Here is a 22,872-nt window from a genome sequence, read left to right on the forward strand (position 1 = left end):
ATTAGATAGCTCCCGCGGCTTAGCAGGTTCTCGTTACCTATGCACGAGAAGAATAAGCGATCTCCGATCATTCGGATATTTTTGTCTATTTGGTACTACTAAAAAATACAGATAGAACTTCTATCAAAGTTATTCTTACAGCTTTTTGACGACTATCAGTTATTTCTCCCATAAAAAAGCAGCAATGTCTTCATCTACTTCTTGATTTTCATGCAGCTGGCTATGCTGTGCCTGTGATCCTTTAATGATTTTTTCAGTCACAGAATAGCCATTCGCTGCCAATAAGTGATTGATCGCCAAGGCACTTGTGGTCGGCACAGTGCCGTCCGATAGCTCTTCATCAGATAATTGCCCAGCAATCAGCTCAATCGGTAGTTGATGCCCCCCTTGTTTCAATAGTCCTTGAAATTCCTGATAGCGTGGAGAAGCCTCCGTTGGTCCGTTTGTCACTAAATCAGTGACAGTCTGTTGTGAACTCGTATCAATAAATTCATTGAAAGGCGCTCCGATCGCTATAAATTTAGCTACTTTTGGCAATGCGGGATCCAGTGCTTCAGTCCCAACTGCACTCAGCTCTCCAAATGTTGTGAGATAGCGAAACCCACTAACTCCCCCCATGGAATGTCCAACTAAATTTACTCGCTCTATTCCTTCCTTTTTCAGATAAAGCAACGCTTGTCGGATCCATTCTGCTTGATTCCATTCATTATTTTGATTGTCAGCGAACAGGACTTGAATGGTTGGATTTACTGCTTTTTTAGAAAGCACTCCTTCCGTTGAAACTGTCCCATCTGGGGAAATTGTAAGAACCATTTCATTGCTCACCCAATCTTTTTGGGCAAAACGCTGTAGCATCCCTCCAAATGATGCGGGGCCTCCTTGATAACCATGAATAAAGAGTGTTGGCGTGGTCGTTTTCTGAACGAGTTCGGTGGTTGGTATTTCTGCCGAATCAGTCGTTGTGGTCGTTGTCTCCGTTGGCTTCTGTGTACTTTTTTGTGCTGAAACATTTGAGTGAGTCGCTGCTTGACAGCCGCTAAGCAAAACAACCAGACATAGAAATAGCCATTTTTTCATTTACAGTCCCTCCAAATTGGGTCTAGTATAATCCCTTTTGGAACAAGAAACAAGCAACAGCTAATGTTTACTCTTTATTCAAGAACACTTCATTCTTTACTCGTTGCTTGGTAGGTTACCTTTTCTTTGCCTCCGGACTGTTTCTTCCGTTTAAAAATCGAGGTGTCCGCGATTTGTTGAAAAAAATCGAGCAATGGAATGATCATCATCGCAACGAGCCCTCCGGAAAAGCCATTATTGTACAGATTCAATCCACCATGAAGCACATCGATATTCAAAACCATCGACGTATGAATGAATCCCACGACCATCCCCCCTTTCCACCCGTAAGCATTGGTCACCGCACAGAGCATCATTGCAAAAATAGCCGCTGTAACGGTTACTGTTTCAGTCATTGCGTAGATATTCATTGTATTTGCTAATAGCACACCGGCAAATAAGGGCAACGCATTAAAGACATGGGCACCACAAGCAGAAAAACCAATGACACAAAACATTGCGCCTGCAATGGGACCATTGAGGTTGACACCTAGCATACTCACATAACTCATCAACAGCAATCCCATTAACCCCATATTAATCATCGTATTATAAACGCCACTTTCACGTAAAATATCGTATTCGATTTTGCCGCTATGAGACCATATTGCCCGCATGTTCAACCGCTTGCGTTTAACAGCCATTGCTAACCCATAGCCAATCATTAATAAAGACAGCGACACCATCATAATAACCAGCGAAAGATTGGAGCCTTTAGAAACGATTCCTCGCAATTCGATATCCAAACCAAACATTCGGCAAATTCCTGCGACCATCGTACACAACATGCCAGAAGTAAAGCCGGCACTATAGATACTGACTTTTTTGAATAATGCTTGAAAATGCAGCGCTAAAGGAACCATGATCAATCCAGTCAAAACACCGATCAAATAACCGATGAAGCTACCGAAATAAGCTGGAAGTGAGTCATTGAATGCAAAAAAACTAACGATGGGCGAAACGGAGGAACCGTACAAAGCAATGAGAAGATATTTTTTGAGGGGTTGATTCATTAAGTAGGAATAGAGACGAACACCTAAGAAGATGGGAATAAAATTGAACAGATTTTTGCCAAACAAACCATACCCCGTAACCATGAATACGGCTGATATCATTCCTCCAGTAACCGGAACTCGGTAATGGTAACAGACCGCGATCGCAACAAAAGTCATGATCGACGCATTGAACAGTGCGCCACCTACAGAAGTCAGCGCAACGTAATCCGTTACTAAATGGCTTTCCGAGAACATGATGATAAGCATTTCACGAAACACTTTTTGAGGTTCCATAAAGATCACGGCAGAAAGCAGCAAAAACAAATTAAAAGCAAACAACAAACTGTAACCATTATGTACGGAAATCACACCTCTTTTTTCCAAATGTTGGTCAAAAAAATGGCGCTGATAAATCGCTGCGAGAATTTTCTTCATAGGACCCCCTTCATATAAAACGCTTTCTTTTCGTGAGATAAAAACAGCGGGCCAATAATGGTCCGCTATCCCAAATTTTCAATTTTATTTTACCTTATTTTGACAAAAAACACTACAGTTTTATACTTAGATTTTATCTACTTGTTCAAAATCCAATTCTGTACTTGTTTCTCGACCAAACATATCAATATTGACTTTCAATTTTTGTTTTTCTTCGTCGATCTCAGCGACTTGTCCTTCTAATCCAGAGAAAGCACCTTCGATGATTTTAACTGTTTCACCAATCTCCACTTCCAATTCAACTGTTCGAGTGCTCATACCGATTGAACGTAATATAGAGTTGATTTCTTCTTGTAAAAGCGGAGCTGGTTTACTTCCTGCTCCATGAGAGCCGACAAAACCAGTTACTCCTGGTGTATTACGAACAACATACCATGATTGATCCGTCATGACCATTTCGACGAGGACATAACCTGGAAAAGTTTTGTGAACGATCTCTTTCTTTTTCCCATTCTTTTCTTCCATTTCAACTTCTTCTGGTACGACAACACGAAAAATATAATCGCCCATCCCCATGCTTTGTGCCCGTGATTCCAAGTTAGCTTTTACCTTGTTTTCATAGCCGGAGTAAGTATGCAAGACATACCAATTTTTTTCAAAAGATTCCATTGTATTCGGTCTCCCTATCTTTTTGTAAAATAAAAAAACCTCAGTTGCACCGAAGTTTTTCCTCAAAACGATTATACCACGATTTGTTTTACTTGACTAGTTGCTGATGAGCCAGCACTGCTTATTTCAAAATCAAGTCAAAAACGGTTTGAATCAACGTATCCATCACAAAAAACATCACTGCAAAAATAATTGTGGTTTGGATCACAACAAAAGTATCTCTGCGTAATTGCTTTCTTGATGGCCAAGAAACATTTTTCATTTCAGCAAAAACATTTTTCATAAAGTTCATCAAGATTCCTCCTTACTTCGTTTCACGATGTAGCGTGTATTGATTGCAGTATTTGCAAAATTTGTTGATTTCAAGGCGATCGCCTTTTTTTCCTTCACTGACTGATTTCGAATAGTTGCGGGATCCGCAGACAGAACAAGCCAAAGCTGCTTTTTTTGTTGCCATTTCTGATGTCCTCCCCCTTTATACAAAGTTTTCCAAAGTTAAAAATACCATTTTTCTGCGAAAGTGTCAATTTTAGATTTTGACACGCAAAAATATAGTTTCCACTGATTTTATGGTATTATAGAGATGTGAATTGGGTATTTGGGAGGGAATTGTTATGTTACTAAAAACGATGGTTTACAAAAAACGCGACTTAACTACGATCAAAGAAACAGCTACTTTAGAAGAAGCCTTGGAAATTCTAGAAGAATCTGGCTACCGCTGTGTACCGATCTTAGATGAATCCGGTAAAATCTTCCGGGGAAACATCTATAAAATGCACATCTATCGTCACAAATCGAATGGTGGGGATATGTCATTACCAGTGACACACTTGCTAAAAAACGCAACAAAATTTATTTATGTCAATTCTTCATTTTTTAAAGTCTTTTTCACGATCAAAGAATTGCCATACATTGCCGTATTGGATGAAAACAATGAATTTTATGGAATTTTGACACACAGTTCATTATTGAATATGCTGTCCCAATCTTGGAACGTCGAGCAAGGAAGTTATGTGCTGACAATCGCATCGACAGGCACACAAGGTGATTTAGCGATCATCACGAAAATCATTGCCAAATACAGCAGTATTGCCAGCTGTATCACATTGGACATTGGCAAAGATGAATTTATTCGTCGAACATTGATTACTTTACCAGCGAATACATCAAAAGAGCTGTGCGACAAAATCATTTATCAGTTAGAAGCAAAAAACTTCAAAGTTGTTGAAATTGAAGATTTGAATGCAGAATAACGAAAAAGATCATCTCTACCACAACCTACGGTAGAAATGATCTTTTTTATTTGTTTTTTGGGAACCATCAAAGCAAAAAACAAATTATTTGTTAAAATCGCTTATCGAAGCGAACACCTGCATTCACGATATACATCAAAGGCGCTGTGATTGTCATAATGATCAACTCGCTTAGCGCTGTTGTACCAAAAGTCGCCCAAAATGGTAATGCTAAAGTCAGATGCAGCATGATAGCAATCATGAACATGCTTAATGAAAAGAAAATCGTATTAAGCGCTAAACGGACAAAGACATTCGGAACTTTCTTCTGCAATAGCGCCGTTGCTGATAAAGCAAGCAAGGTCTGTCCCCCGCCAAAGACGACGTCTAAAATTCCCATACCAAAAAATAAATTGTATAATACGACTCCGCCAAAAACACCCCACATCAGTTTTCTGTTAAAGACTACCAGATGATTCAGCCCTTCTGAGACACGAAATTGAATGGCACCAGAAGCCACCGGGGCAACTAAGACGGTCACTGCAACATACAGTGCCATGATCAAGCCATTAGCGACGACAACTCGCAACCGCTGGTTTGATAAAGTGGATGATTTATCCATTTGATCCCTTCTTTCTCCGAGTTTTGATTACGCGGGATGGTTGATGAACCGCGATGCGTTACGCACAAATAATTATTATACAGAAGATTATTGATTTATCAAGCTTACGATTTCAGTTTTCCTCACATAAACTATCAATCCTTGGTCTTAGTCCTATGTATTTTGAGTCTGCAAACTTCTTTCGAATATCACGAAAAAAACGAAAATGTTTTTAATAGTTGTTTCGATATTTATTTATGGTATCTTTGAATGAAAGGAGTGATACAATTGGCAATCATTTTAGTACTAGTAAATATTTTAGGTTTTTTAAGTCTAATCGCCCTGTTGCTTTCCAAAAACTTTTTTAACAAATTGGACAGAATCCAAAAGTTATGTTTCATCGTACTGAGCTTATCCGTGCTCCTTCCCGAAATCATTGATTTTTTTAACGGTTTTGTGAAAGGATTCATGGATCAGCTTTAGCATGTAAATCTAACAATAAAAAAAGAGCAATGAAAATTAGGTAGCACCCTGTCTTAGTACCTTCCTCTTTACTTTGACAGATGGAAACCTACTGGGAATTTTTTCTCGCAGTCTCTAGTCGCAATCCCTGTTAAACCGCTTTTTACCTATAATTTTCTTAAACACAAAGCAGTTCTCGATATCTTTAAATTTATCTAAAGATAGTGACAAAGAGCATGTAAGCGGTTGCTTCTATCCGTTTTCGTGCTATACTATAACTGTAAGGAGCAAGGATTCCCAGTAAAGCAGACGATGAAGGATCTGCAAGAAAAGAATTGTTGTCAACTTAGAAAAACAGACAAAGGATGTGGGAATTTGAGTTACTCCTTACTAATTGAATAGGATTCGGCGAATGTGAGCAATACGGATGTGATCATAGTGGACATAAGAACCTTAGATCACAAAAACAACAGTGAAAATAGTAGCTTGTTGTTACGTACCTTTCGTCGAATCTATTTTTTTGTCAAAAAATAGTTAAGCATCACTAGCCAAACTTGTCAGCAATCGTGCTATAATAAACAGCATTGATTTTAGATTAGATGGAGCATTTATTGTATGAAATATTATTATCATTTTGTCGTTAACCCTGAAGCAGGCAGTGGACGTGGCCTAAAAGTAGCCAAAAAAATTGAAGCAATCGTCAAGAAGCGGCGTTTTCCCCATCAGTTCTACTATACAGAATATGCCGGGCAAGAACAGGAACTTACTACTTCTTTACTGGCACAAGTATTGTTGCCATGGGATGACATCTATCGAGAAAATTCAGAAATGCTTTACCCCTTACTGGTGGTGATCGGTGGCGATGGCACCTTACATCAAGTAGTTTCCTCCCTTCAAGAATCAGAAAAAAATATTCCACTAGGTTACATTCCGGCAGGATCAGGGAATGACTTTGCCAGAGGAATGCGTTTACCTAAGGAACCAGAGCAAGTATTTTGGAAAATCGCTGGGACCGCTACTCCTCAATCGGTTACGATCATCAAGTATCATGATCAAATCCAAGATGAAACTGGGTTCGCAATCAACAATATCGGTATTGGGTTAGATGCATCGATCGTTTACGCAGCAAATCATTCTGCTGCGAAATCAAACTTAAACAAGTTCAATTTAGGTTCATTTGCCTACTTATCTGCAGTAGTGAATGTCTTGTTCCGTCAAAAAGGATTTCCTATCCTGGTAGAAACCAATGGGAAACAATTGAATTTTACAAAGGCTTTCTTGTGCACAACGACAAATCATCCTTACTTCGGTGGCGGCGTAGCGATCGCACCCACAGCAAACCTCAACGAAGATAAGATCGATTTCGTTCTCGTTGAGCGAGTCGCTTTGTTCAAAATTTTTTGGCTTTTAGCCTTACTAACCCGCAAGAAACAAATGAAATCTCGCTACTTCCATCATTTATCTACGAATAAACTCCGAATCGTCTCCACAGTACCACAGCATGGTCAAGAAGACGGCGAAGAAATGGGCAAGCGGCCATTTGATATCACCATGACTACCGCCAAACAACTGATTTGGAGTTAGAAATAGTGAGAGTAGAAAAATGATGCAGCTGTTGAGTCAGCGGCATCATTTTTTTATGACTCATGCAACCCTTTTTTGATTAAACCAGCGGCTGTCTTTTTTCAAAACGAACTGTATTATCAAAAAGGCACAGGCAAATAAGACCAATATCAAGCAGTTCAACCAGAATTTCGTAATGAAATCCGCATTCACTGAGAGGGTGTTCCCAATCAATTGATTGTTTTGTACAAACCAATAAGTCGGTGTAAAAGAAGCGATCTTACTAATAAAGTCTGGTAAAAAATCTGATGAAACAAAAACTCCCCCTAAAAAACAGCTTCCCATAATATACACATTCGAAATTCCATTCAACGCCTCACTATTTTTGACAAATGACGTAACACACGTTGAAAATGTGACAATCGGCAAGAAAAAACACAAAAGATTAATCACTAGATAGCCGGTCATGACAGACCACGTGCTACGAGTAAATAGGAGTAATCCCGCTGTAAAACAACTAGTCAGAAGCAGTGAATACCCCAACATACCAATAGAAACGGCTCGGTTCAACCGCCGTGTTGATAAAGGAGATACTTGATTGCGATTCCGGATTTCTTTCCGATTGAACACTAGATTGACCACTCCATAGCCACTAAAAATAGAAAGAAACAAACCGTAAGCAAGTGCATTGAATACTAAGCTGCCGAATTGCTGGTTCATCCGTTCACTGTATCCACGACTAATCGTTACTTCGCCATTTGCGGCCAAAGTAGATTGCGTATTTTTCAATGCCTCTTCCCTATTGCCAGTTACATGATAAAAAGCCGTATAAGTCGACAAAAAGGTATCTACTTGCCCTTCAATTAATGTTTTGGCAAAAGCATCGGGACGAGATTGTGCATCGATTGCTGACGGTACACCTGCTTCAATATTCGTAGTAAAATCTTTAGGCAAAAATAAAACATAGTCGATTTTTCCAAAATACAGCGCATCATCAATCGATTTTTGGCTCTTATCAGACAATTCCACAACCGTTTGTTCTTCTTTTAAATAGTCAATCAGTGCTTTACTTAATGCGGAGTTGTCTTCTGTAACAATGGTCATTGTCCCCCGATCCAATTTTGCATCCGGTGCTGCTATATTTTGCGCATAGAAGAAGGTGATGATCACAGTTACAATGACTGCAATCAACAAATTTATTTTGTTCGCTTTTAAAATTTTCAAAACGGCTTTATACAGCGACATATTGAACCCTCCTTTCAAACATTAGATTACTAAAGGCTAAGATAACCATAAAGGCTACTAACCAGAAAAGATTCAAATAGAAATCCTCTAGTGAGCGATAAAAATAGAGCTGATAGAAACTCTCACTAATTAAGTTGACAAGATTCAGTTTTCCTAGCACCGGAATGTGCAGATCGATCCAGTATTTGATGTCTTGGGAGCCCATCATACCAGCAAAAAAACTCATCGCCATTGTAACAGCCACACCCAATCCTTCTTTTTGTGCCAGCCCCATATTAGGAAACAAATTCCCAACCAAATTCCCTAATAATAATGCATTCAATGCACCCAAAGCGGATAGGACGAATAACCACTGCCAGCGGTTTCCGAAGTCGACTTGATAAATAAAATGAAAAACACTTAGAATCACTAAAACTTCTAAGAAAAATATCGTGAATCCAGCAAGGATATTTGCTGAAAAAACCAGCAATCGGTTTCGAGGGATGATCGAAAGGCGAATCCCTTTGGAAGACTGATTTGCTTGTTGGTCTTGGGCGTTTCTGACCCCCCACATGAATCCATACAAAATAGCCATTCCCACCAAGGTAAAGAAATAAAAACTTTTGATACTCATGTTTCTAGTCTGATTTTCTTGCTGAACAAAAGATTCTCCAACTAGAAAAGATGTGAGCTGGTCTTCTGTCAAAGTAGAGTCAATTGCCACCAACTTATTGGCCAGGTCAGTATTTTGTAAAAATCGGTCCATCATGTTTTTTAGAATGGTTTGAGAAAGACCGGTACGCGCAATAGCCAATTGGATCGATGACTGTTCAAAGGAATAATAACCAGCAAGATCCCCTGCATCTAATCGTTTTTCAGCCTCTTGAGGAGAAACTTCTTGTAGTGAAAACAATGGTTCTCCACCAGATTTTGTTTGCTTCAAAACATTCATAAATGCGACTTGCTGAGTCAGTTGTCCCTCATTTGTTTTCTGATTTTGTTCTTCTTTGATAATCCCAACGGGAATCGTCTCGATCGTTCCAGCTTGATCAATCTCGCTAAATGCTACAGAAAACATCAACCCTAATAAAATCGGGAAGATCAATGTCCAAAATAGTAAGGAATTATTACGAACTAAAACGTTCAAGCGATACCGATATAAGTGTCCAAACATAATCTCCCTCCTAGTCTCTTAATTCTTTACCGGTAATTTCCAGAAACACATCGTTTAATGTTGCTTCTCCTGTGTGAATCTTAGTAAATGCGATATGTTCATCCTCCAAATAGCTTAGTACTGGTAAAAGAATCTCTTTCATCTTTTTGGCTGTGATCGTCAAACGCTCTTTATCATAGGCAGTTTCAAGAACTTGAGGCAATGACTTGATAAATTCGATCGCTGTATCTGGAAGTAAAGGGATATCAATCACAAGATTTTCCGTACTTCGAACCATGTCCTTCAACTCTTCTTTTGTTCCTTTCGCGATGACTTGTCCCTGATCCATGATCACAATCTGATCACAAAGTATTTCGACTTCCTCCATATAATGAGTCGTATAAACAATTGTTGCACCTTGCTGATTCAACTTTTTGATACTGTCCAAAATTTTGTTCCGACTTTGGGGATCTACGGCAACAGTTGGTTCATCAAGAAAAATCAGTTGTGGTTTATGGGCAATGCCACAAGCAATGTTTAAACGCCGTTTCAAGCCACCACTTAATTGTTTTGGATAGAATCCTTTGAACTCTTCTAATCCCACAAGCGAAATGACTTCCTCGATCAATAGTTTCCGCTTCTTCTTGTCAGCAACATACAGACCACAGAAGTAATCAACATTGTCGTAGACCGTCAACTCTTCAAATACAGCGATATCTTGCGGAACGACGCCAATTTTTTGCTTTATTTCATAACTTGTCGGTGACATTTTTTCCCCGAACAATTTAATAGTCCCTTTATCAAAAGATAATAAGGACAACATACAGTTGATAGCTGTTGATTTGCCGCTTCCATTAGGTCCTAAAAGCCCGAGAACTTCACCTTCCCTGACTTGCAAATTAAAATGATTCAATGCGAGAAAATCACCATAACGTTTTACCAAGTTATCAATTTCAATAATCATCGAAAAAACTCCTTTCCAAACACTTCTTATTCTGACTATAATAAAAAGCGAAAAGAATAACTAGTGAGGATACGCCAAAACAAAAATGACATTTGTCATTATTTAGGAGCCAGATATGAATAAACCATTGTCGATTAATGAGGTTGTTTTTTATTTTCTTCTCTGTGGAGGGCTAATGTCCCTGAATGGCTTCCAAGCCCTAGACTTAATCTATCTTTTGACGACAATCATCTTAAGTGGTCTCTGTCTGCTATTCAAAAAAGGAACGTGGCTGGCATTGGGCATTTTGATAGGTCTTAGTTTGGTTTGGCCAATTTATAGCTATTTTTTCCCATGCGTCTTTCGTTCAGCCCAGATTGGTGAAAAGCAAGAAAAGATCCTCCTGCTCATTCTTTGTATACTCTTATTTTCCTTGGTTCCTTCTTGGCCGATACGGATTATACTGATGCTTTTGGTCTACTCTGCTTCTTACTTGCGAAACGATAGTTTTGAATTTCATTCGTTACAAAAAAAATTCAACTCGACTCAAGATGCCAATTGGGAAAATGAGAGCCGATTGCGTGAGCAAAACGACTACCTTAAAAGCTCTCAAGAAACAGAAGTCGCCTTACAGATCGCTGAAGAGCGGAATCGAATCGCTCGTGATATCCATGATAATGTTGGTCATCTGCTTTCAAGTGCCATCTTACAATTAGGTGCCATTCAAGCAATTAATCAAAATAAGCAACTTCACTTACCATTGGATCAATTGAACCGAACCATGAACTTGGGTATGGACCGCATCCGAGAAAGTGTTCACGATTTACATCATCACTCGCTTCCTTTTCCACAAGCATTAGATCTTTTGCTATCAGACTTTCAATTTTGTACAGTTGAGGTAATAGGAACACCGCCAAGTATTCTCTCTCAAACACAACAAACTGTCCTAATCACGATCATAAAAGAAGCCTTGACCAACGTCATGAAGCACAGTCAAGCAACAAAAGTGACTTGCGATTTTAAACAACTACCTGCTTTTCATCGATTACAAATCAAGAATGACAAACCAAAGGATAGGCTCAATCACACCCACGGGATCGGTTTGCAGACGATGCGCCAGCGAATCAACCAGGTAAACGGACAACTCCATGCCCTTGAAAAAGAGAATTTATTTCAACTTACGATTATTTTACCTAAGGAGGAGGACCAATGATCCAAGTAGTAATCATCGATGACGATCCCCTAGTTACCGCATCATTAAAAACCATCTTGGAAGTTTCAAACGAAATTGAGGTAACAGGCATTGGTCATTGTGCCAAAGAAGCAGTTGCATTGTACGAAGAAAGAAAACCTGCGATTATACTAACAGATATTCGGATGCCCGATGGGACTGGATTAGATGCTGCTCGCAAGATTTTAACCCGGGATCCGAATGCCGTCATTTTACTCTTAACTACTTTTGATGATGATGCCTATATACGAGAAGCTTTGGATCTCGGAGTCAAAGGCTATCTCATCAAGCAAAATCTTTCGGCTATTGTACCCTCTATCAAAGCTGCATACAATGGCCAAGCAGTGTTTGGCGCTGAAATCGTCACGAAGTTTCCTACACTGTTAAAAAATAATGACTCTTATTTGAATACTCATTTCTCAGAACGAGAAAAAATGATCTTGAAGGAAATTGCCACTGGAAAAAACAATAAAGAAATTGCGCAAGCGTTGTTTCTCAGCGAAGGAACGGTCCGCAATTATATCAGTAAGTTATTAGAAAAATTAGAACTTCGGGATCGTACCCAGTTAGCCATTTATTATTACCAGCATTTACAATAAAAAACACGTAAGAGGTAATCTCCTCTTACGTGTTTTTTGATTTCAATCTTAAATGCTTCCTGAACTATTCGGATTGGTTGGATTCGTCGGATTTGTGTTTGGTGCCCAAATTGGCGGAACTTTGTCTAATTTTTTCTCTAAACCGGTTTCCTCTCCTTGTTCGTTTTCGGCATCTGGACTTTCATCAAGTTTGTATTCTTTCTCCAACTCATCCAATTTCTTGAAGTTATTGCTGGATTCTTTTGCTAATTTTTCTAATTTGTCATCTGTTTCTTTCGCCATTTGAAAACGCCTCCTTTTGGTATTAGCTTAGCATGTTTCGCTAAAAAACCAAAAGAAAGCGCTCATTTTCATTAACTGTAAAAAAAATTCTTTTTTAAGAGACGAGAAAATCATATGGAGAAAGATTCTCCATCCCAATCATTGGATCAACCGCATTTTTTTGAACCATTTCGATTGTCAACTCTCTCGAAAGCGGTTCTTTTGAGATAGTTTCTTCTGGTAGTGTTTCTTCGATGATGGATTCACTCGGTGTTGTGGCAAACAAATCAAGTTCCTGTTTCTGAACCGGCTGCTTACTGCTCATCGGCTCATCGGCAGTATCTGTTTTCTTTTCACTTTTCATTGTGGCTGTTGTCTGGGAGTTAGACTCTGCGAAAGGATCATCTGCTTCTTCAAACTGTGCCAACCTTTGACGTTGCAAAGGTGTCATCTCGTCACTGCCGTTGATTCGCTCTTGCAAGGTAGTCAATCGTGTGGCGGACTCATGTGTCACACATGTTTGATAAGCTTGGGGTTCCCCTAATAAAATCAACAGCTCTTTGCTACGGGTCACTGCCGTATAGAGTAAATTTCGTTGCAGCATCCGCTGGTATTGGTGAACCATCGGCATGATCACCATCTTGAACTCGCTCCCTTGTGCTTTATGGATCGAGCAGCAATAGGACAATGTGATTTTATTCCATTCATTTCGCTTATAGGTAACTTCTGTGGCATCGAATTGGATCACTAATTCATCCACTTTGTCTTCCGACTGTTTGGCAGGAATAATGCCGACGATTTGTCCCATATCCCCATTGAAAACATTGTCTTCTGGCGAATTGACCAGCTGCAAGACTTTATCTCCGATCCGATAGACTGTTTCATTCCAAGTGACTTCTTTTTTAGTCCCATCGTTTGGATTAAAGATCTCCTGCATCATCTTGTTTAGTGCATCGATCCCTGCTGCTCCGCGGTACATTGGCGCTAGAACTTGAATGTCTTGCGGTGTAAAGCCTTTCGCTTTCGCCCGTTGCACGATTTGTGCGATCAATGGTTCAATTTTGTAAGCATCACAAGCAAAGAAAGAGCGATCTTTTTGATTTTGTGTAAAATCTGCAGGTAATTGCCCATTTTTTATCGCATGAGCCAATGGAATGATGCTTGACCCATCTCCTTGACGATAAATCTCGGTCAATTCTTGTTTTGGAATCTGTTCGATTTCTAAAAGATCATGCAGCACTTGTCCCGGTCCTACTGAAGGCAGTTGGTCTTTGTCGCCAACAAAAATAACTTGCATATTTGTAGGGATCGATTTGAACAATGTATTAGCCAACCACGTATCCACCATCGACATTTCATCAACAATCAACAAACCGCCTTCAAGTTCTTTCGCAGCGACACTAGGCGTCTTCTCACGGCCGTTAAGCCCCAGCAAACGATGAATCGTCCCACTGGGAAGTCCCGTCGTCTCATTCATCCGTTTGGCTGCCCTACCTGTAGGAGCTGCCAACAAGATGGGGAACATTTCTTCCGTGTATTTTGCGGGATCTAAATCAAGATCATTCAATTCAGCAAATAATTGAACAATCCCATTGATTACTGTCGTTTTCCCTGTTCCAGGTCCGCCAGTCAAAATAAATAATGGTGAATGGATGGCTTCTTTGATGGCTTCTTCTTGGGAAGATCCATAGACGATCCCTAATCGCTTCTCGATTTTTCGCAGTGTTTTTTCAACTGTTTTTTTGGGGTAGTTGATTTCTTTTTTGCGAGCTAATAATCGTTGGATCGAATTGGCGATCCCCCACTCTGAAAAATAGAGACTGTTTTCATACAACTTCGTTTCTTCTTGTTGGATCTTGCCTTCTTCTACCAATCCAATAATCGTATTTGCCAAGTCATCCGGTGGAATTTCGATGGGACGACTTGTTTCCAACAACCGAAGGGTTTGCTCGAGCAAATCCTGTGCGTGAATATATGTGTTCCCGGTCTGTAAAGATTGGGCAAAAATCTGGTGCAAAACTGCCGCACGATAGCGCTGGGGCGAGGTGGCTTCAATTCCTAATTGATCGGCGATGTTATCTGCCCGTTTGAAGCCAATCCCTTCAATATCTTCGACTAATTGATAAGGATTTTCTTGGATGATCTCTAATGCTTCATTTTTGTATGCTTGGTAAATGGCAAAAGAAAGCTGACTACCAAACCCATAGCGGCTTAACCCAACGATCACTTGATCCATCCCATGATTGAGTCGAACCGTATCAAGAATCATTTTTCGTTTGCTTTCATTCAATCCAGGAATTTGCTCCAACAATACCGGGTCCTCTAACATGCGATCGATCGCCTGATCTCCTAGAAGCCCCACAATTTTTTCAGCTGTCTTCTTACCGATACCAGGAAACTTCTCTCCTGAAAGATAATTGATCAGACCTTGCTCTGAAGTAGGTTGTTCTTGCTGATAGCTGTCCACTTTTAATTGGACGCCATATTTAGGATGATTGACTAACTCACCGTAGAATCGGTAACTCTCCTCTTCTTGGATCTCACCGAAGCTCCCAGTGACGACGATCTCAGATTCTTTGTAATCCGCATTATTTTCTGTCACTTTGACTAAAAGTACCTTATAGAAATTGCTAGGATTTTGAAAAAAGATCGCGGCAACATGGCCGACAAAAAATGTTCTTTCTGGATTCACGACGCCGCTCCTTTCACCTATAATAAGGCATCTAAACTGTCTTGATTTTTTAGAAAACTTGCATCATTCCAACAGGTCATCTCAAAAGGCAATTGTTTATCTGTTCCCGTCTCTAAAATGGTCAAGCTATTATTAACAAGACCGCCTTGTTCCCGCAATTGTGCCAATTCTTTTCCGGTCAACCATTGGATGGCTGCCGTCAATGAGGCCCCATGACCGACAAAAAGTAACGGACCATTGTGGGCTTGCACAGCAGTCATCACCACTGTTTCAATGCGCTTCAGTGCATCTTCGATGGGCTCTCCTTGAAATATCGTTGGGTCATAACGGTCAAGATGGTGGCGCAAATCAGACAGTTCTTGCGGGTATTTTGCCTGCATTTCATCAATGAACTGCCCTTCTAAATCGCCTAGTCCAAGTTCACGTAATCCTTCTGTATAAACAATCTCGACTGGTTGCTTTAATCTTTCCACTATCCCTTGTGCGGTTGTACGGGCACGTAACGAGGTACTTGAATAGATTTTTTCAAAAGGAACATCTGCGATTGCGTCACCCAAAAGCTGGATCTCCTGATAACTTTCAGGCAACAATGGTGAATCTCCCATCATTCCTTGAAACCGTCGTGCTTGATTCCATTCTGTTTTGCCATGACGAGTAAAATATAATTGCATCGAACAAGTCTCTCCTATCGATTGTATCTAATCTAATTTGTCATTGTCGTAGTGATGAGTCAATTCTAACTCTGGAAACCCTTGTTGTCGTAAAGCTTCATAAATAATCAACGCGGCTGTGTTAGATAAATTCAATGAACGGACATGGGCATCATTCATTGGAATTCGTAAACATTTGTCCGCATGTTCTCGCATGAATGTTTCAGGCAATCCAGTTGTTTCCTTCCCAAAAAGGAAAAATTGGTCTTCATGAACCGTATAATCTACTTCAGAATAGACACGATTGGCAAATTTAGAAATCAGGTACAGTGGACGATCACCTAAAAAGGACATAAATGCCGCTAAATCTTTGTGGTAAGTAATGTGAACATCATGCCAGTAATCAAGTCCAGCGCGTTTCAAATGCTTGTCATCTGTTGAAAAGCCTAATGGTTCAATCAAGTGTAAATGTGTATTGGTGGCTGCGCAAGTCCGAGCGATATTGCCGGTATTGGCAGGGATTTGTGGTTCAAATAAAACAATGTGATTCATCTGGTAAGACTCCTTTCAATTGGTTCGAGCCAATTGTCTCTCAATAGATTCTATAGTACCATATTTTAACGAAAATCGTTTTGCGAACTTCTATCTGATTCACTGAAACTTTGAGCATAAAAAAAAACGTACCAACTCGGTGTCAATCACTGCGAGTCGTTACGTTAGTGAAGCTCTTTTCACTAACTTTTATCAGAACAGGAACCTGATAAAAACCAATGAAAAATGACTTGAGAACAATATATCACTCCCATGACATGATTGCAAGGGTAAATAACAAAAAAGTTCAAAAATTTTTCAAGAAACTTTCGCGACTAACAACTCAATATCGACTGTTATTTCGTATAACGGGTTTTCCCGAACTTTTGCTATTTGCTCGTTTGACGCACCCCACTCCAATGGCGACATCGCCAACAAGTCCAGTCGCCGGTCTTCTGGGATTGAGAATGGATAACAAATCCGTTCTCGGCTCGCTTGCGGATATTTTTCAAAAAATTTATCAACGACCCGTTCATTAGAATAGACTTGTTTTGCAGAATCATCTGGATAAAAAGCTTGCCGCAGCTCTTTAAGGTAGCCTGCTGCTGGCACAACTTTGATCACTTGTCCGCCCGGCTTCATGATGCGGTCGAATTCCTGATAATTGGAAGGCGAAAATAAATTCAAAATCGTATCAAAACTAGCGGGGGCAAAAGGAAGATTCGTGAGATCTGCGACACACCAAAAGGCAGAAACAGTATGATTGGTTGCCAAATAGACGCCTTCCTTGGCAATGTCAAATCCTACTGCCGTTTTTTCTTGTCCGTCTAATAATTGGGTAAGAAAGCTGCCTTCCCCACAGCCAATATCTAAAATGTTTTCGGATTGTTCAATCTGGTGGGAGATGGCCTCTAAGACTGGACGATACATCCCACTTTGGATCATTCGACTTCGAGGAACAAACATTCCTTGATCGTACTCCGTTTTCACAGGATGATCCAAAAAAAATAAAGTCCCCTTTTTTGAAAGATCAAAACGATGACGATTCGGACAAATCAGTCCACTCTCATTGGCAAAGACCTGCTGATGACACAATGGACACTCAAATAAGTCGCTATGGGCCTCAAGAAAAAGTCGCCCACGATCGATTTTTTTTAACATATCAAATCCCTCTTCTCTTTCTTACTTTAGCATAGATTTATGGTAAAATGCTAGTGTAGAATAACAGCTGAAAAACGGAGGGAAACAGATGTTAAAAGAATTTTGTGCCGAAAATTATACGATGATCCCATTAGCGATCGGCCGAGGAGCAAAACGGATCGAGTTATGCGACAATTTGGCTGTCGGCGGAACCACACCTAGCACGGGTGTGATCGAAGAAGCATTGAGTTACGCCGGTGAAAAAAGTGTGCCGATCATGACAATGATTCGACCAAGAGGCGGCGATTTTGTTTATAATGACATTGAGTTAAAGATCATGCACACAGATTTGATTGAAGCCAAGAAATTAGGAACTGACGGTGTAGTATTCGGCTGTTTGACGCCTAATGGCTGGCTAGATGAAGAAGCATTGGAACTTCTGATCGATACAGCTGAAGGATTACAGATCACTTTTCACATGGCATTTGATGCCATTCCGGAATCTCGCCAATTTGAAGCCATTGATTGGCTTGCTGCTCATGGCGTCCACCGCATCCTCACACATGGCGGACCGGCAGGAACAGCTATCGAAGAGAACATAGAACGGTTAAAAGCATTGATCGACTATGCAGGAGATCGGTTGATTATATTGCCAGGAGCAGGTATTTCATACAAGAATGCCCAATCAATTGCTGATCAGCTTGGTGTTTCTGAACTCCACGGAACGAAAATCGTTGATTTGACAGATCATTAAGAAAAAAAGACATTCGCTGATAAACGAATGTCTTTTTTGTACAGAGCCCACTATCTTATATCGCTTGCAACAAATCATACTGTGATTGGTACAAGTGATGATAGAGCCCTTTTAAGGCCATCAGCTGGTCGTGATTGCCCGATTCAGCAATTTTCCCTCCAGCGACATAGAAAATACGGTCGGAATTTTTGATTGTTGACAGACGATGGGCAATAATAAAGGATGTCCTGCCTTCCAGAAGTTTTAAAAGCCCTTCTTGCAACAGCTCTTCTGTCTTTGTATCAATACTTGAAGTTGCTTCGTCTAGAATCAATATCTTTGGATCTGCCAGTAATGCTCGGGCAAAGGAAATTAACTGGCGTTGCCCTGCGGATAACGTGCTCCCCCGCTCTTCAACAACCGTGTGGTAACCGTCTTTCAAATCCTTGATGAACTCGTGTGCCCGAACGATCTTCGCAGCTTCAATGATTTCTTCTTCGGTTGCTGCTAAATTTCCATATCGAATGTTTTCCATGATTGTCCCTGAGAAAATAAAGGTATCCTGCAGCATGACACCCATTTGTGAGCGCAATGATTCCAACGTCACATCGCGAACATCATAGCCGTCAACTTTGACACTTCCCTCATTCACATCATAAAAACGACTCAACAAATTAATAATCGTCGTCTTGCCTGCGCCTGTAGGACCAACTAACGCAATGCTTTCTCCTGCCTGGATGTGGAAGTTAACATCGGACAAGATATTTTTGCCTTCTTCGTAACGGAAAGTCACATGATCGAAATCCACTTCCCCTTTGATGCTCGGCAATTCTTTCGCATCGGTTTTGTCTTCAATATCTGGTACTTCATCCATTGTTTCAAAGATCCGTTCGAGGTACGCCGTTGCCGTGATCAATGAATTATAAAAATTACCGATATTGATTACTGGATTCCAAAAATTATTGATGTAACTAATAAAAGCAATCAAGGTGCCAGTACTGACTTCAACACCAATTTGACGAATACCAACAAAATAAATCAAACAAGTGGTAATCACAGAAATGTTTTGCACCCCTGGCCACATCAAAAATTGGACCCTGACAGCCTTCATCCAAGATGTGCGGTAGTCATTGCTGACTTCTTCAAAAATTTGAGCATTTTCTTCTTCACGGGCAAACGATTGGGTGATCTTGATACCCGCGATACTTTCGTGAATGTACGCATTCAGATTGGACTGTTTGTTGCTTAAGACCTGGTAAGCTTTCCGCTGTTTGTTCTTGATCACCATGACCATCACGAAGAGAATCGGTAAGAGTGCCAATGAATACAATGTCAATTTGACATCGATGACCAACATGAAAATCAGTGTGATCACCACATTGAAAATATCGGAGATCAAATTGATCAGCCCATTGCTTAATAGATCACTCAGTGTATTGATGTAGTTGACCACTCGGATCAAAATCTTCCCGTGAGGTCGCGTATCAAAATAGGAAAAAGGCAAGCGCTGTAAATGTTCAAAGATATCGTAACGCATATCTTTTAGGACGTCTTGACCAATATTCGTAATATGATAAATCCGGTAACGCATGCACAGTCCAATGATCAGCAATGTCACAACAAAAGCGACACCGATCAAGATCAGTTGTGTTTTATTTTGGTCAGGAATGGCTGAATCGATTGCAATTTTTGTAAATACCGGAGCCAGCATTCCCGCCAAATTGGCTAAGATGATCGTAAAGAGAACTTTGCCGATACTTGCTTTATAAGGGACGACATATCGTGCCAATCGTTTAAAGTCTTTCCAACTGAATTCCTGTTCCAGTTCTTCATCCACATCAAATTTATTGCGCGCCATTGTCGTCACCTCCAGTCAATCCCAATTGTTTTTGGTATACCTCGAAGTATCTGCCTTTTTTGGCAACTAGTTCTTCGTGGGTTCCCTGCTCGATCACGCGTCCTTTTTCCATCATCAGAATTTGATCTGCTTCACGGACAGAAGAGATCCGATGAGCAATGATGAAAGTCGTTTTTTCTCCAGTTAGTTTGGTTAGCTCTTGTTGGATCTTGGATTCTGTCTCCATGTCAACCGCTGAAGTGGTATCATCAAGAATCAGGATCGACGGATCTTTCGCCAAAGCCCGTGCCAATGAAATACGTTGTTTTTGGCCGCCTGATAATCCTACCCCTCGCTCGCCGACAATGGTTTCATAACCTTGAGGCATACGAGAAATAAAGGTGTCGGCATCTGCTACCACTGCCATTTGACGAATAAAATTTTCATCTGCTAATGGATTACCAAAAGCGATATTGTCAGAAATCGTGTTAGAAAACAAGAACACATCTTGCATGACCATTGAAATGTTCTCCCGCATTTGACGGACCGGATATTCTTTTGCACTTTTGCCATCAATCAGTACTTCGCCCTCAGTAGGATCATAAAACCGTCCCACAAGATTGACCAATGTTGTTTTACCAGAGCCTGTTTCACCTAAGATCCCTAACGTTTGCCCAGGTCCTATTTTAAAGCTAACATCTTCCAAAACATTTTGATCCGGATCATCGGAAAAATGAAAGGAAACATTTTTAAATTCCACAAAGCCTTTGATTGGTTCCAACACTTTCTTTTCATGGACAGGAATTTTCGACTCTTGTGCGAGCATTTGACGAATCTTGATACAGGCGGCAGAAAAACGTTGAACATCATTGATCAGCCAGCCACTCATTCGCATAGGATTATTCAGCATCCATAAGTACCCGTTGAATGCCACTAGATCACCTAATGTCATATCTCCGTTGATAACAAAGATTCCTCCTAAGACCAAAGCAATGACATTCAAACTTCCGGCCAATCCATCCAACCATGGCAAATAGGTTCGGGATACTTCGGCAGAAGCCATGTTGCGGGTCTTGAAATCTTGGTTGTACGCTTTAAACTTGTCGATCTCATAGTTTTCTCTGGCAAATGCTTTGACGACGCGATTGCCACCAATATTTTCTTCTACCATCGAATTCAACCGAGAAAAACTTTCCCGAATCTCAAAGAACAATGGATGAGCTTTTTTTGACATTTGATTCGTTAGTAGAAAGATGATTGGCGTCACAGCGACTAAAGCAAGCATCAATTTCCAGTCAATAAAACTCATGACCACTACGGCTGAGAAAAACCACAAAAAACATTCGGCTATATTATAGGTCACCCAAGAAACAAAGTGTCGAATAGCATCGGTATCCCCTGTCATTCGCGCCATAATATCCCCAACGCGCGTATGATTAAAGAAGTCAAAATCCAGTTCTTGCAGTTTGTGATACAAATCTTCTCGTAAATGATAGAGCGTGTTTTGTCCAACTCGTTCAAATAATAGTTGATACGCATAGCGGACAATGGTTCGGATAACTGTCGTTGCAATCATAATCAGTAATAATGGAATCAATAAGTGCGTTTGCTGCTGATTGATCACATCATCGATCACCATTCCCCCTAGATATGGATTGACGACGATCAACGCAGCATTAATAAGTAAAAACAGGATTGCTAAAATGATTCGGCCACGATTTTTTTTCGCATATCGCCAGATCCATTGTGTGTTACTCATCTAATTCCCCCTCTCGTTGTTAAGCTTAGCGATTTACTAGGCGATTAAAATGGTTTTTCTTACTCATTTTGATGTAAAATATTACTAAGAAGCCGTCGACCTGAAATTACCAGGTTCTGACACCATTGGAGTGATAAATGAATGAATCTAGTAAATCCCAGAACCTTTAATCCCGAAATCATCTACTTGTTTGATCCTTGGACACAGTCTGAAAGTCATGGAGAGATGCATCACCATGATTTCTTGGAAATCAGTATCGTTTTGGAAGGAGAAAGCAATTATTATTTTGAAGAGGCGCCTGCTACTAAAATCAAGGCAGGCAGTATCATGTTGTTTAACCCTGGTGTCAATCATTGTGAGTTTCAGGAGTCAGGGACTTGTTCCCACCAACTGCATATTGGCTTAAAGAATATTTCTTTAGAAGGATTCAAACGCAACTTTTTCCCCAACAAGCAGCCTTTACTGGATTTAGGAAAATACCACCACCAAGTTTTAGATAAAGCGTGGCAACTCGTTTGGGAGAGTAATGAGGAGCAAGATGAATTCCAATTAATGCAAAAAGCATTGATCATCGAGATGCTGGTCTATATATTAAGAGGCTTAAACGACAAACGTCTGAATGTGGTGCCCTATCTCACGAAAAGCCAACGCCGCCACCAACAAATCGTTAACTACACCATCTACTTTTTAGAGAACCACTATAAAGAAGAAATCACTTTAGAAAAGCTAGCTCAAGATCAGTTTCTCAGTCCAACCTATCTTTCAAAAGTTTTTAAAGAGGCTACTGGAGTCAGCCCGATCAATTATTTAATCGAGATCCGGCTAAAACGTGCGCGAGATATGCTGACAAACGAGAAACTCACAATCAAAGAAGTAGCTTCTGCTGTTGGTTATCAAGATGCGTATCACTTTAGCAAGTCTTTTAAAAAACTTTTTGGCGTTTCTCCTTCGTCAGTCATTCCCAAGTTGGAAAAATAAATTTACCATCATGGTCCCATTATCGATACAAATAAGACAAAAAAGCGAGGCGTCTCTTATAGAAAAGA

General features: G+C 40.3%; 22 protein-coding genes. 6 read left to right on the forward strand and 16 right to left on the reverse strand.

The window, feature by feature from the left end; all coding sequences use genetic code 11:
- Positions 1-159: 159 nt before the first annotated feature.
- From EG2_RS07840 to rpmG, 5 genes are all read right to left on the reverse strand, one after another.
- Positions 160-1,077 (reverse strand): alpha/beta hydrolase, encoded by a 918-nt coding sequence (locus tag EG2_RS07840; RefSeq protein ID WP_060814252.1) that lies wholly within the window; start codon positions 1,075-1,077, stop codon positions 160-162.
- An 89-nt stretch (positions 1,078-1,166) separates the two neighbouring features.
- Entirely contained in the window at positions 1,167-2,546 is a 1,380-nt protein-coding gene (locus EG2_RS07845) for a DUF1576 domain-containing protein (protein WP_082709538.1), read from the reverse strand.
- A 126-nt stretch (positions 2,547-2,672) separates the two neighbouring features.
- Positions 2,673-3,215 carry a transcription termination/antitermination protein NusG gene (gene nusG, locus EG2_RS07850; RefSeq protein ID WP_060814253.1) on the reverse strand — a complete coding sequence of 181 codons (543 nt, stop codon included), beginning with the start codon at positions 3,213-3,215 and terminating at the stop codon, positions 2,673-2,675.
- Positions 3,216-3,336: 121 nt separating this feature from the next.
- Entirely contained in the window at positions 3,337-3,507 is a 171-nt protein-coding gene (gene secE / locus EG2_RS07855) for a preprotein translocase subunit SecE (RefSeq protein WP_003127070.1), read from the reverse strand.
- Positions 3,508-3,519: 12 nt separating this feature from the next.
- Positions 3,520-3,672 (reverse strand): 50S ribosomal protein L33, encoded by a 153-nt coding sequence (gene rpmG, locus EG2_RS07860; RefSeq protein ID WP_005472365.1) that lies wholly within the window; start codon positions 3,670-3,672, stop codon positions 3,520-3,522.
- Between the two features lie 157 nt (positions 3,673-3,829).
- Here rpmG and cbpA point away from each other — a divergent pair, with 157 nt between their 5' ends.
- The gene (cbpA, locus tag EG2_RS07865) at positions 3,830-4,468 is read left to right on the forward strand and encodes a cyclic di-AMP binding protein CbpA (protein WP_060814254.1); all 639 of its coding nucleotides are present in this window, start codon (positions 3,830-3,832) and stop codon (positions 4,466-4,468) included.
- A 91-nt stretch (positions 4,469-4,559) separates the two neighbouring features.
- On the opposite strand, the gene EG2_RS07870 is transcribed toward cbpA, so the two are convergent.
- A complete protein-coding gene (locus EG2_RS07870) occupies positions 4,560-5,069 on the reverse strand; it encodes a QueT transporter family protein (protein ID WP_060814255.1) in 510 nt (169 codons plus the stop codon).
- A 1,056-nt stretch (positions 5,070-6,125) separates the two neighbouring features.
- Here EG2_RS07870 and EG2_RS07880 point away from each other — a divergent pair.
- Positions 6,126-7,094 carry a diacylglycerol/lipid kinase family protein gene (locus EG2_RS07880; protein ID WP_060814257.1) on the forward strand — a complete coding sequence of 323 codons (969 nt, stop codon included), beginning with the start codon at positions 6,126-6,128 and terminating at the stop codon, positions 7,092-7,094.
- Positions 7,095-7,154: 60 nt separating this feature from the next.
- On the opposite strand, the gene EG2_RS07885 is transcribed toward EG2_RS07880, so the two are convergent.
- Genes EG2_RS07885 through EG2_RS07895 form a run of 3 tightly spaced genes read right to left on the reverse strand, consistent with a single transcriptional unit; the run spans position 7,155 to position 10,414 of the window.
- The gene (locus EG2_RS07885) at positions 7,155-8,318 is read right to left on the reverse strand and encodes an ABC transporter permease (protein WP_060814258.1); all 1,164 of its coding nucleotides are present in this window, start codon (positions 8,316-8,318) and stop codon (positions 7,155-7,157) included.
- Entirely contained in the window at positions 8,305-9,471 is a 1,167-nt protein-coding gene (locus tag EG2_RS07890) for an ABC transporter permease (protein ID WP_060814259.1), read from the reverse strand. Before EG2_RS07890 ends, EG2_RS07885 begins: the two co-directional genes overlap by 14 nt.
- Before the next feature lie 10 nt (positions 9,472-9,481).
- Entirely contained in the window at positions 9,482-10,414 is a 933-nt protein-coding gene (locus EG2_RS07895; RefSeq protein WP_029486934.1) for an ABC transporter ATP-binding protein, read from the reverse strand.
- Between the two features lie 115 nt (positions 10,415-10,529).
- Here EG2_RS07895 and EG2_RS07900 point away from each other — a divergent pair, with 115 nt between their 5' ends.
- Together EG2_RS07900 and EG2_RS07905 are read left to right on the forward strand one after the other, a co-directional pair.
- Entirely contained in the window at positions 10,530-11,606 is a 1,077-nt protein-coding gene (locus EG2_RS07900; protein WP_060814260.1) for a sensor histidine kinase, read from the forward strand.
- Positions 11,603-12,223 carry a response regulator transcription factor gene (locus EG2_RS07905; protein ID WP_060814261.1) on the forward strand — a complete coding sequence of 207 codons (621 nt, stop codon included), beginning with the start codon at positions 11,603-11,605 and terminating at the stop codon, positions 12,221-12,223. The genes EG2_RS07900 and EG2_RS07905 overlap by 4 nt, the downstream gene beginning before the upstream one ends.
- Positions 12,224-12,271: 48 nt before the next feature.
- Here EG2_RS07905 and EG2_RS07910 read toward each other — a convergent pair whose 3' ends face one another.
- The 5 genes from EG2_RS07910 to EG2_RS07930 form a co-directional block, all read right to left on the reverse strand.
- Positions 12,272-12,505: a hypothetical protein gene (locus EG2_RS07910; RefSeq protein ID WP_060814262.1), complete on the reverse strand. Its 234-nt coding sequence runs from the start codon at positions 12,503-12,505 to the stop codon at positions 12,272-12,274.
- A gap of 94 nt (positions 12,506-12,599) precedes the next feature.
- Positions 12,600-15,176 carry an SF1B family DNA helicase RecD2 gene (gene recD2 / locus EG2_RS07915; RefSeq protein ID WP_060814263.1) on the reverse strand — a complete coding sequence of 859 codons (2,577 nt, stop codon included), beginning with the start codon at positions 15,174-15,176 and terminating at the stop codon, positions 12,600-12,602.
- Between the two features lie 17 nt (positions 15,177-15,193).
- A complete protein-coding gene (locus EG2_RS07920) occupies positions 15,194-15,847 on the reverse strand; it encodes a histidine phosphatase family protein (protein WP_060814264.1) in 654 nt (217 codons plus the stop codon).
- A gap of 27 nt (positions 15,848-15,874) precedes the next feature.
- Entirely contained in the window at positions 15,875-16,378 is a 504-nt protein-coding gene (gene trmL / locus EG2_RS07925; protein WP_060814265.1) for a tRNA (uridine(34)/cytosine(34)/5-carboxymethylaminomethyluridine(34)-2'-O)-methyltransferase TrmL, read from the reverse strand.
- A 297-nt stretch (positions 16,379-16,675) separates the two neighbouring features.
- Positions 16,676-17,518, reverse strand: a complete 843-nt coding sequence (locus EG2_RS07930) for a methyltransferase domain-containing protein (protein WP_060814266.1) — start codon at positions 17,516-17,518, stop codon at positions 16,676-16,678.
- Positions 17,519-17,606: 88 nt separating this feature from the next.
- Between EG2_RS07930 and EG2_RS07935 the strand changes: the two genes are divergently transcribed.
- Positions 17,607-18,251 carry a copper homeostasis protein CutC gene (locus EG2_RS07935; protein ID WP_060814267.1) on the forward strand — a complete coding sequence of 215 codons (645 nt, stop codon included), beginning with the start codon at positions 17,607-17,609 and terminating at the stop codon, positions 18,249-18,251.
- Between the two features lie 55 nt (positions 18,252-18,306).
- On the opposite strand, the gene EG2_RS07940 is transcribed toward EG2_RS07935, so the two are convergent.
- Both EG2_RS07940 and EG2_RS07945 read right to left on the reverse strand, forming a co-directional pair.
- Positions 18,307-20,088 carry an ABC transporter ATP-binding protein gene (locus EG2_RS07940; RefSeq protein WP_060814268.1) on the reverse strand — a complete coding sequence of 594 codons (1,782 nt, stop codon included), beginning with the start codon at positions 20,086-20,088 and terminating at the stop codon, positions 18,307-18,309.
- The gene (locus EG2_RS07945; protein WP_060814269.1) at positions 20,075-21,826 is read right to left on the reverse strand and encodes an ABC transporter ATP-binding protein; all 1,752 of its coding nucleotides are present in this window, start codon (positions 21,824-21,826) and stop codon (positions 20,075-20,077) included. The genes EG2_RS07940 and EG2_RS07945 overlap by 14 nt, the downstream gene beginning before the upstream one ends.
- A 141-nt stretch (positions 21,827-21,967) precedes the next feature.
- On the opposite strand from EG2_RS07945, the gene EG2_RS07950 reads away from it, so the two are divergent.
- Positions 21,968-22,804, forward strand: coding sequence for an AraC family transcriptional regulator (locus EG2_RS07950; RefSeq protein ID WP_060814270.1), 837 nt, complete (start codon positions 21,968-21,970; stop codon positions 22,802-22,804).
- Positions 22,805-22,872: the final 68 nt, after the last annotated feature.

It is taken from the genome of Enterococcus gallinarum NBRC 100675, assembly GCF_001544275.1.
Classification (GTDB): domain Bacteria; phylum Bacillota; class Bacilli; order Lactobacillales; family Enterococcaceae; genus Enterococcus_D; species Enterococcus_D gallinarum.

What these genes read in the sequence shown, in the direction of transcription:
- EG2_RS07840 (WP_060814252.1), bottom strand. Translation starts at nt 1,077, where the DNA reads ATGAAAAAATGGCTATTTCTATGTCTGGTTGTTTTGCTTAGCGGCTGT.
- EG2_RS07845 (WP_082709538.1), bottom strand. Translation starts at nt 2,546, where the DNA reads ATGAAGAAAATTCTCGCAGCGATTTATCAGCGCCATTTTTTTGACCAA.
- nusG (WP_060814253.1), bottom strand. Translation starts at nt 3,215, where the DNA reads ATGGAATCTTTTGAAAAAAATTGGTATGTCTTGCATACTTACTCCGGC.
- secE (WP_003127070.1), bottom strand. Translation starts at nt 3,507, where the DNA reads ATGAACTTTATGAAAAATGTTTTTGCTGAAATGAAAAATGTTTCTTGG.
- rpmG (WP_005472365.1), bottom strand. Translation starts at nt 3,672, where the DNA reads ATGGCAACAAAAAAAGCAGCTTTGGCTTGTTCTGTCTGCGGATCCCGC.
- cbpA (WP_060814254.1), top strand. Translation starts at nt 3,830, where the DNA reads ATGTTACTAAAAACGATGGTTTACAAAAAACGCGACTTAACTACGATC.
- EG2_RS07870 (WP_060814255.1), bottom strand. Translation starts at nt 5,069, where the DNA reads ATGGATAAATCATCCACTTTATCAAACCAGCGGTTGCGAGTTGTCGTC.
- EG2_RS07880 (WP_060814257.1), top strand. Translation starts at nt 6,126, where the DNA reads ATGAAATATTATTATCATTTTGTCGTTAACCCTGAAGCAGGCAGTGGA.
- EG2_RS07885 (WP_060814258.1), bottom strand. Translation starts at nt 8,318, where the DNA reads ATGTCGCTGTATAAAGCCGTTTTGAAAATTTTAAAAGCGAACAAAATA.
- EG2_RS07890 (WP_060814259.1), bottom strand. Translation starts at nt 9,471, where the DNA reads ATGTTTGGACACTTATATCGGTATCGCTTGAACGTTTTAGTTCGTAAT.
- EG2_RS07895 (WP_029486934.1), bottom strand. Translation starts at nt 10,414, where the DNA reads ATGATTATTGAAATTGATAACTTGGTAAAACGTTATGGTGATTTTCTC.
- EG2_RS07900 (WP_060814260.1), top strand. Translation starts at nt 10,530, where the DNA reads ATGAATAAACCATTGTCGATTAATGAGGTTGTTTTTTATTTTCTTCTC.
- EG2_RS07905 (WP_060814261.1), top strand. Translation starts at nt 11,603, where the DNA reads ATGATCCAAGTAGTAATCATCGATGACGATCCCCTAGTTACCGCATCA.
- EG2_RS07910 (WP_060814262.1), bottom strand. Translation starts at nt 12,505, where the DNA reads ATGGCGAAAGAAACAGATGACAAATTAGAAAAATTAGCAAAAGAATCC.
- EG2_RS07920 (WP_060814264.1), bottom strand. Translation starts at nt 15,847, where the DNA reads ATGCAATTATATTTTACTCGTCATGGCAAAACAGAATGGAATCAAGCA.
- trmL (WP_060814265.1), bottom strand. Translation starts at nt 16,378, where the DNA reads ATGAATCACATTGTTTTATTTGAACCACAAATCCCTGCCAATACCGGC.
- EG2_RS07930 (WP_060814266.1), bottom strand. Translation starts at nt 17,518, where the DNA reads ATGTTAAAAAAAATCGATCGTGGGCGACTTTTTCTTGAGGCCCATAGC.
- EG2_RS07935 (WP_060814267.1), top strand. Translation starts at nt 17,607, where the DNA reads ATGTTAAAAGAATTTTGTGCCGAAAATTATACGATGATCCCATTAGCG.
- EG2_RS07940 (WP_060814268.1), bottom strand. Translation starts at nt 20,088, where the DNA reads ATGGCGCGCAATAAATTTGATGTGGATGAAGAACTGGAACAGGAATTC.
- EG2_RS07945 (WP_060814269.1), bottom strand. Translation starts at nt 21,826, where the DNA reads ATGAGTAACACACAATGGATCTGGCGATATGCGAAAAAAAATCGTGGC.
- EG2_RS07950 (WP_060814270.1), top strand. Translation starts at nt 21,968, where the DNA reads ATGAATCTAGTAAATCCCAGAACCTTTAATCCCGAAATCATCTACTTG.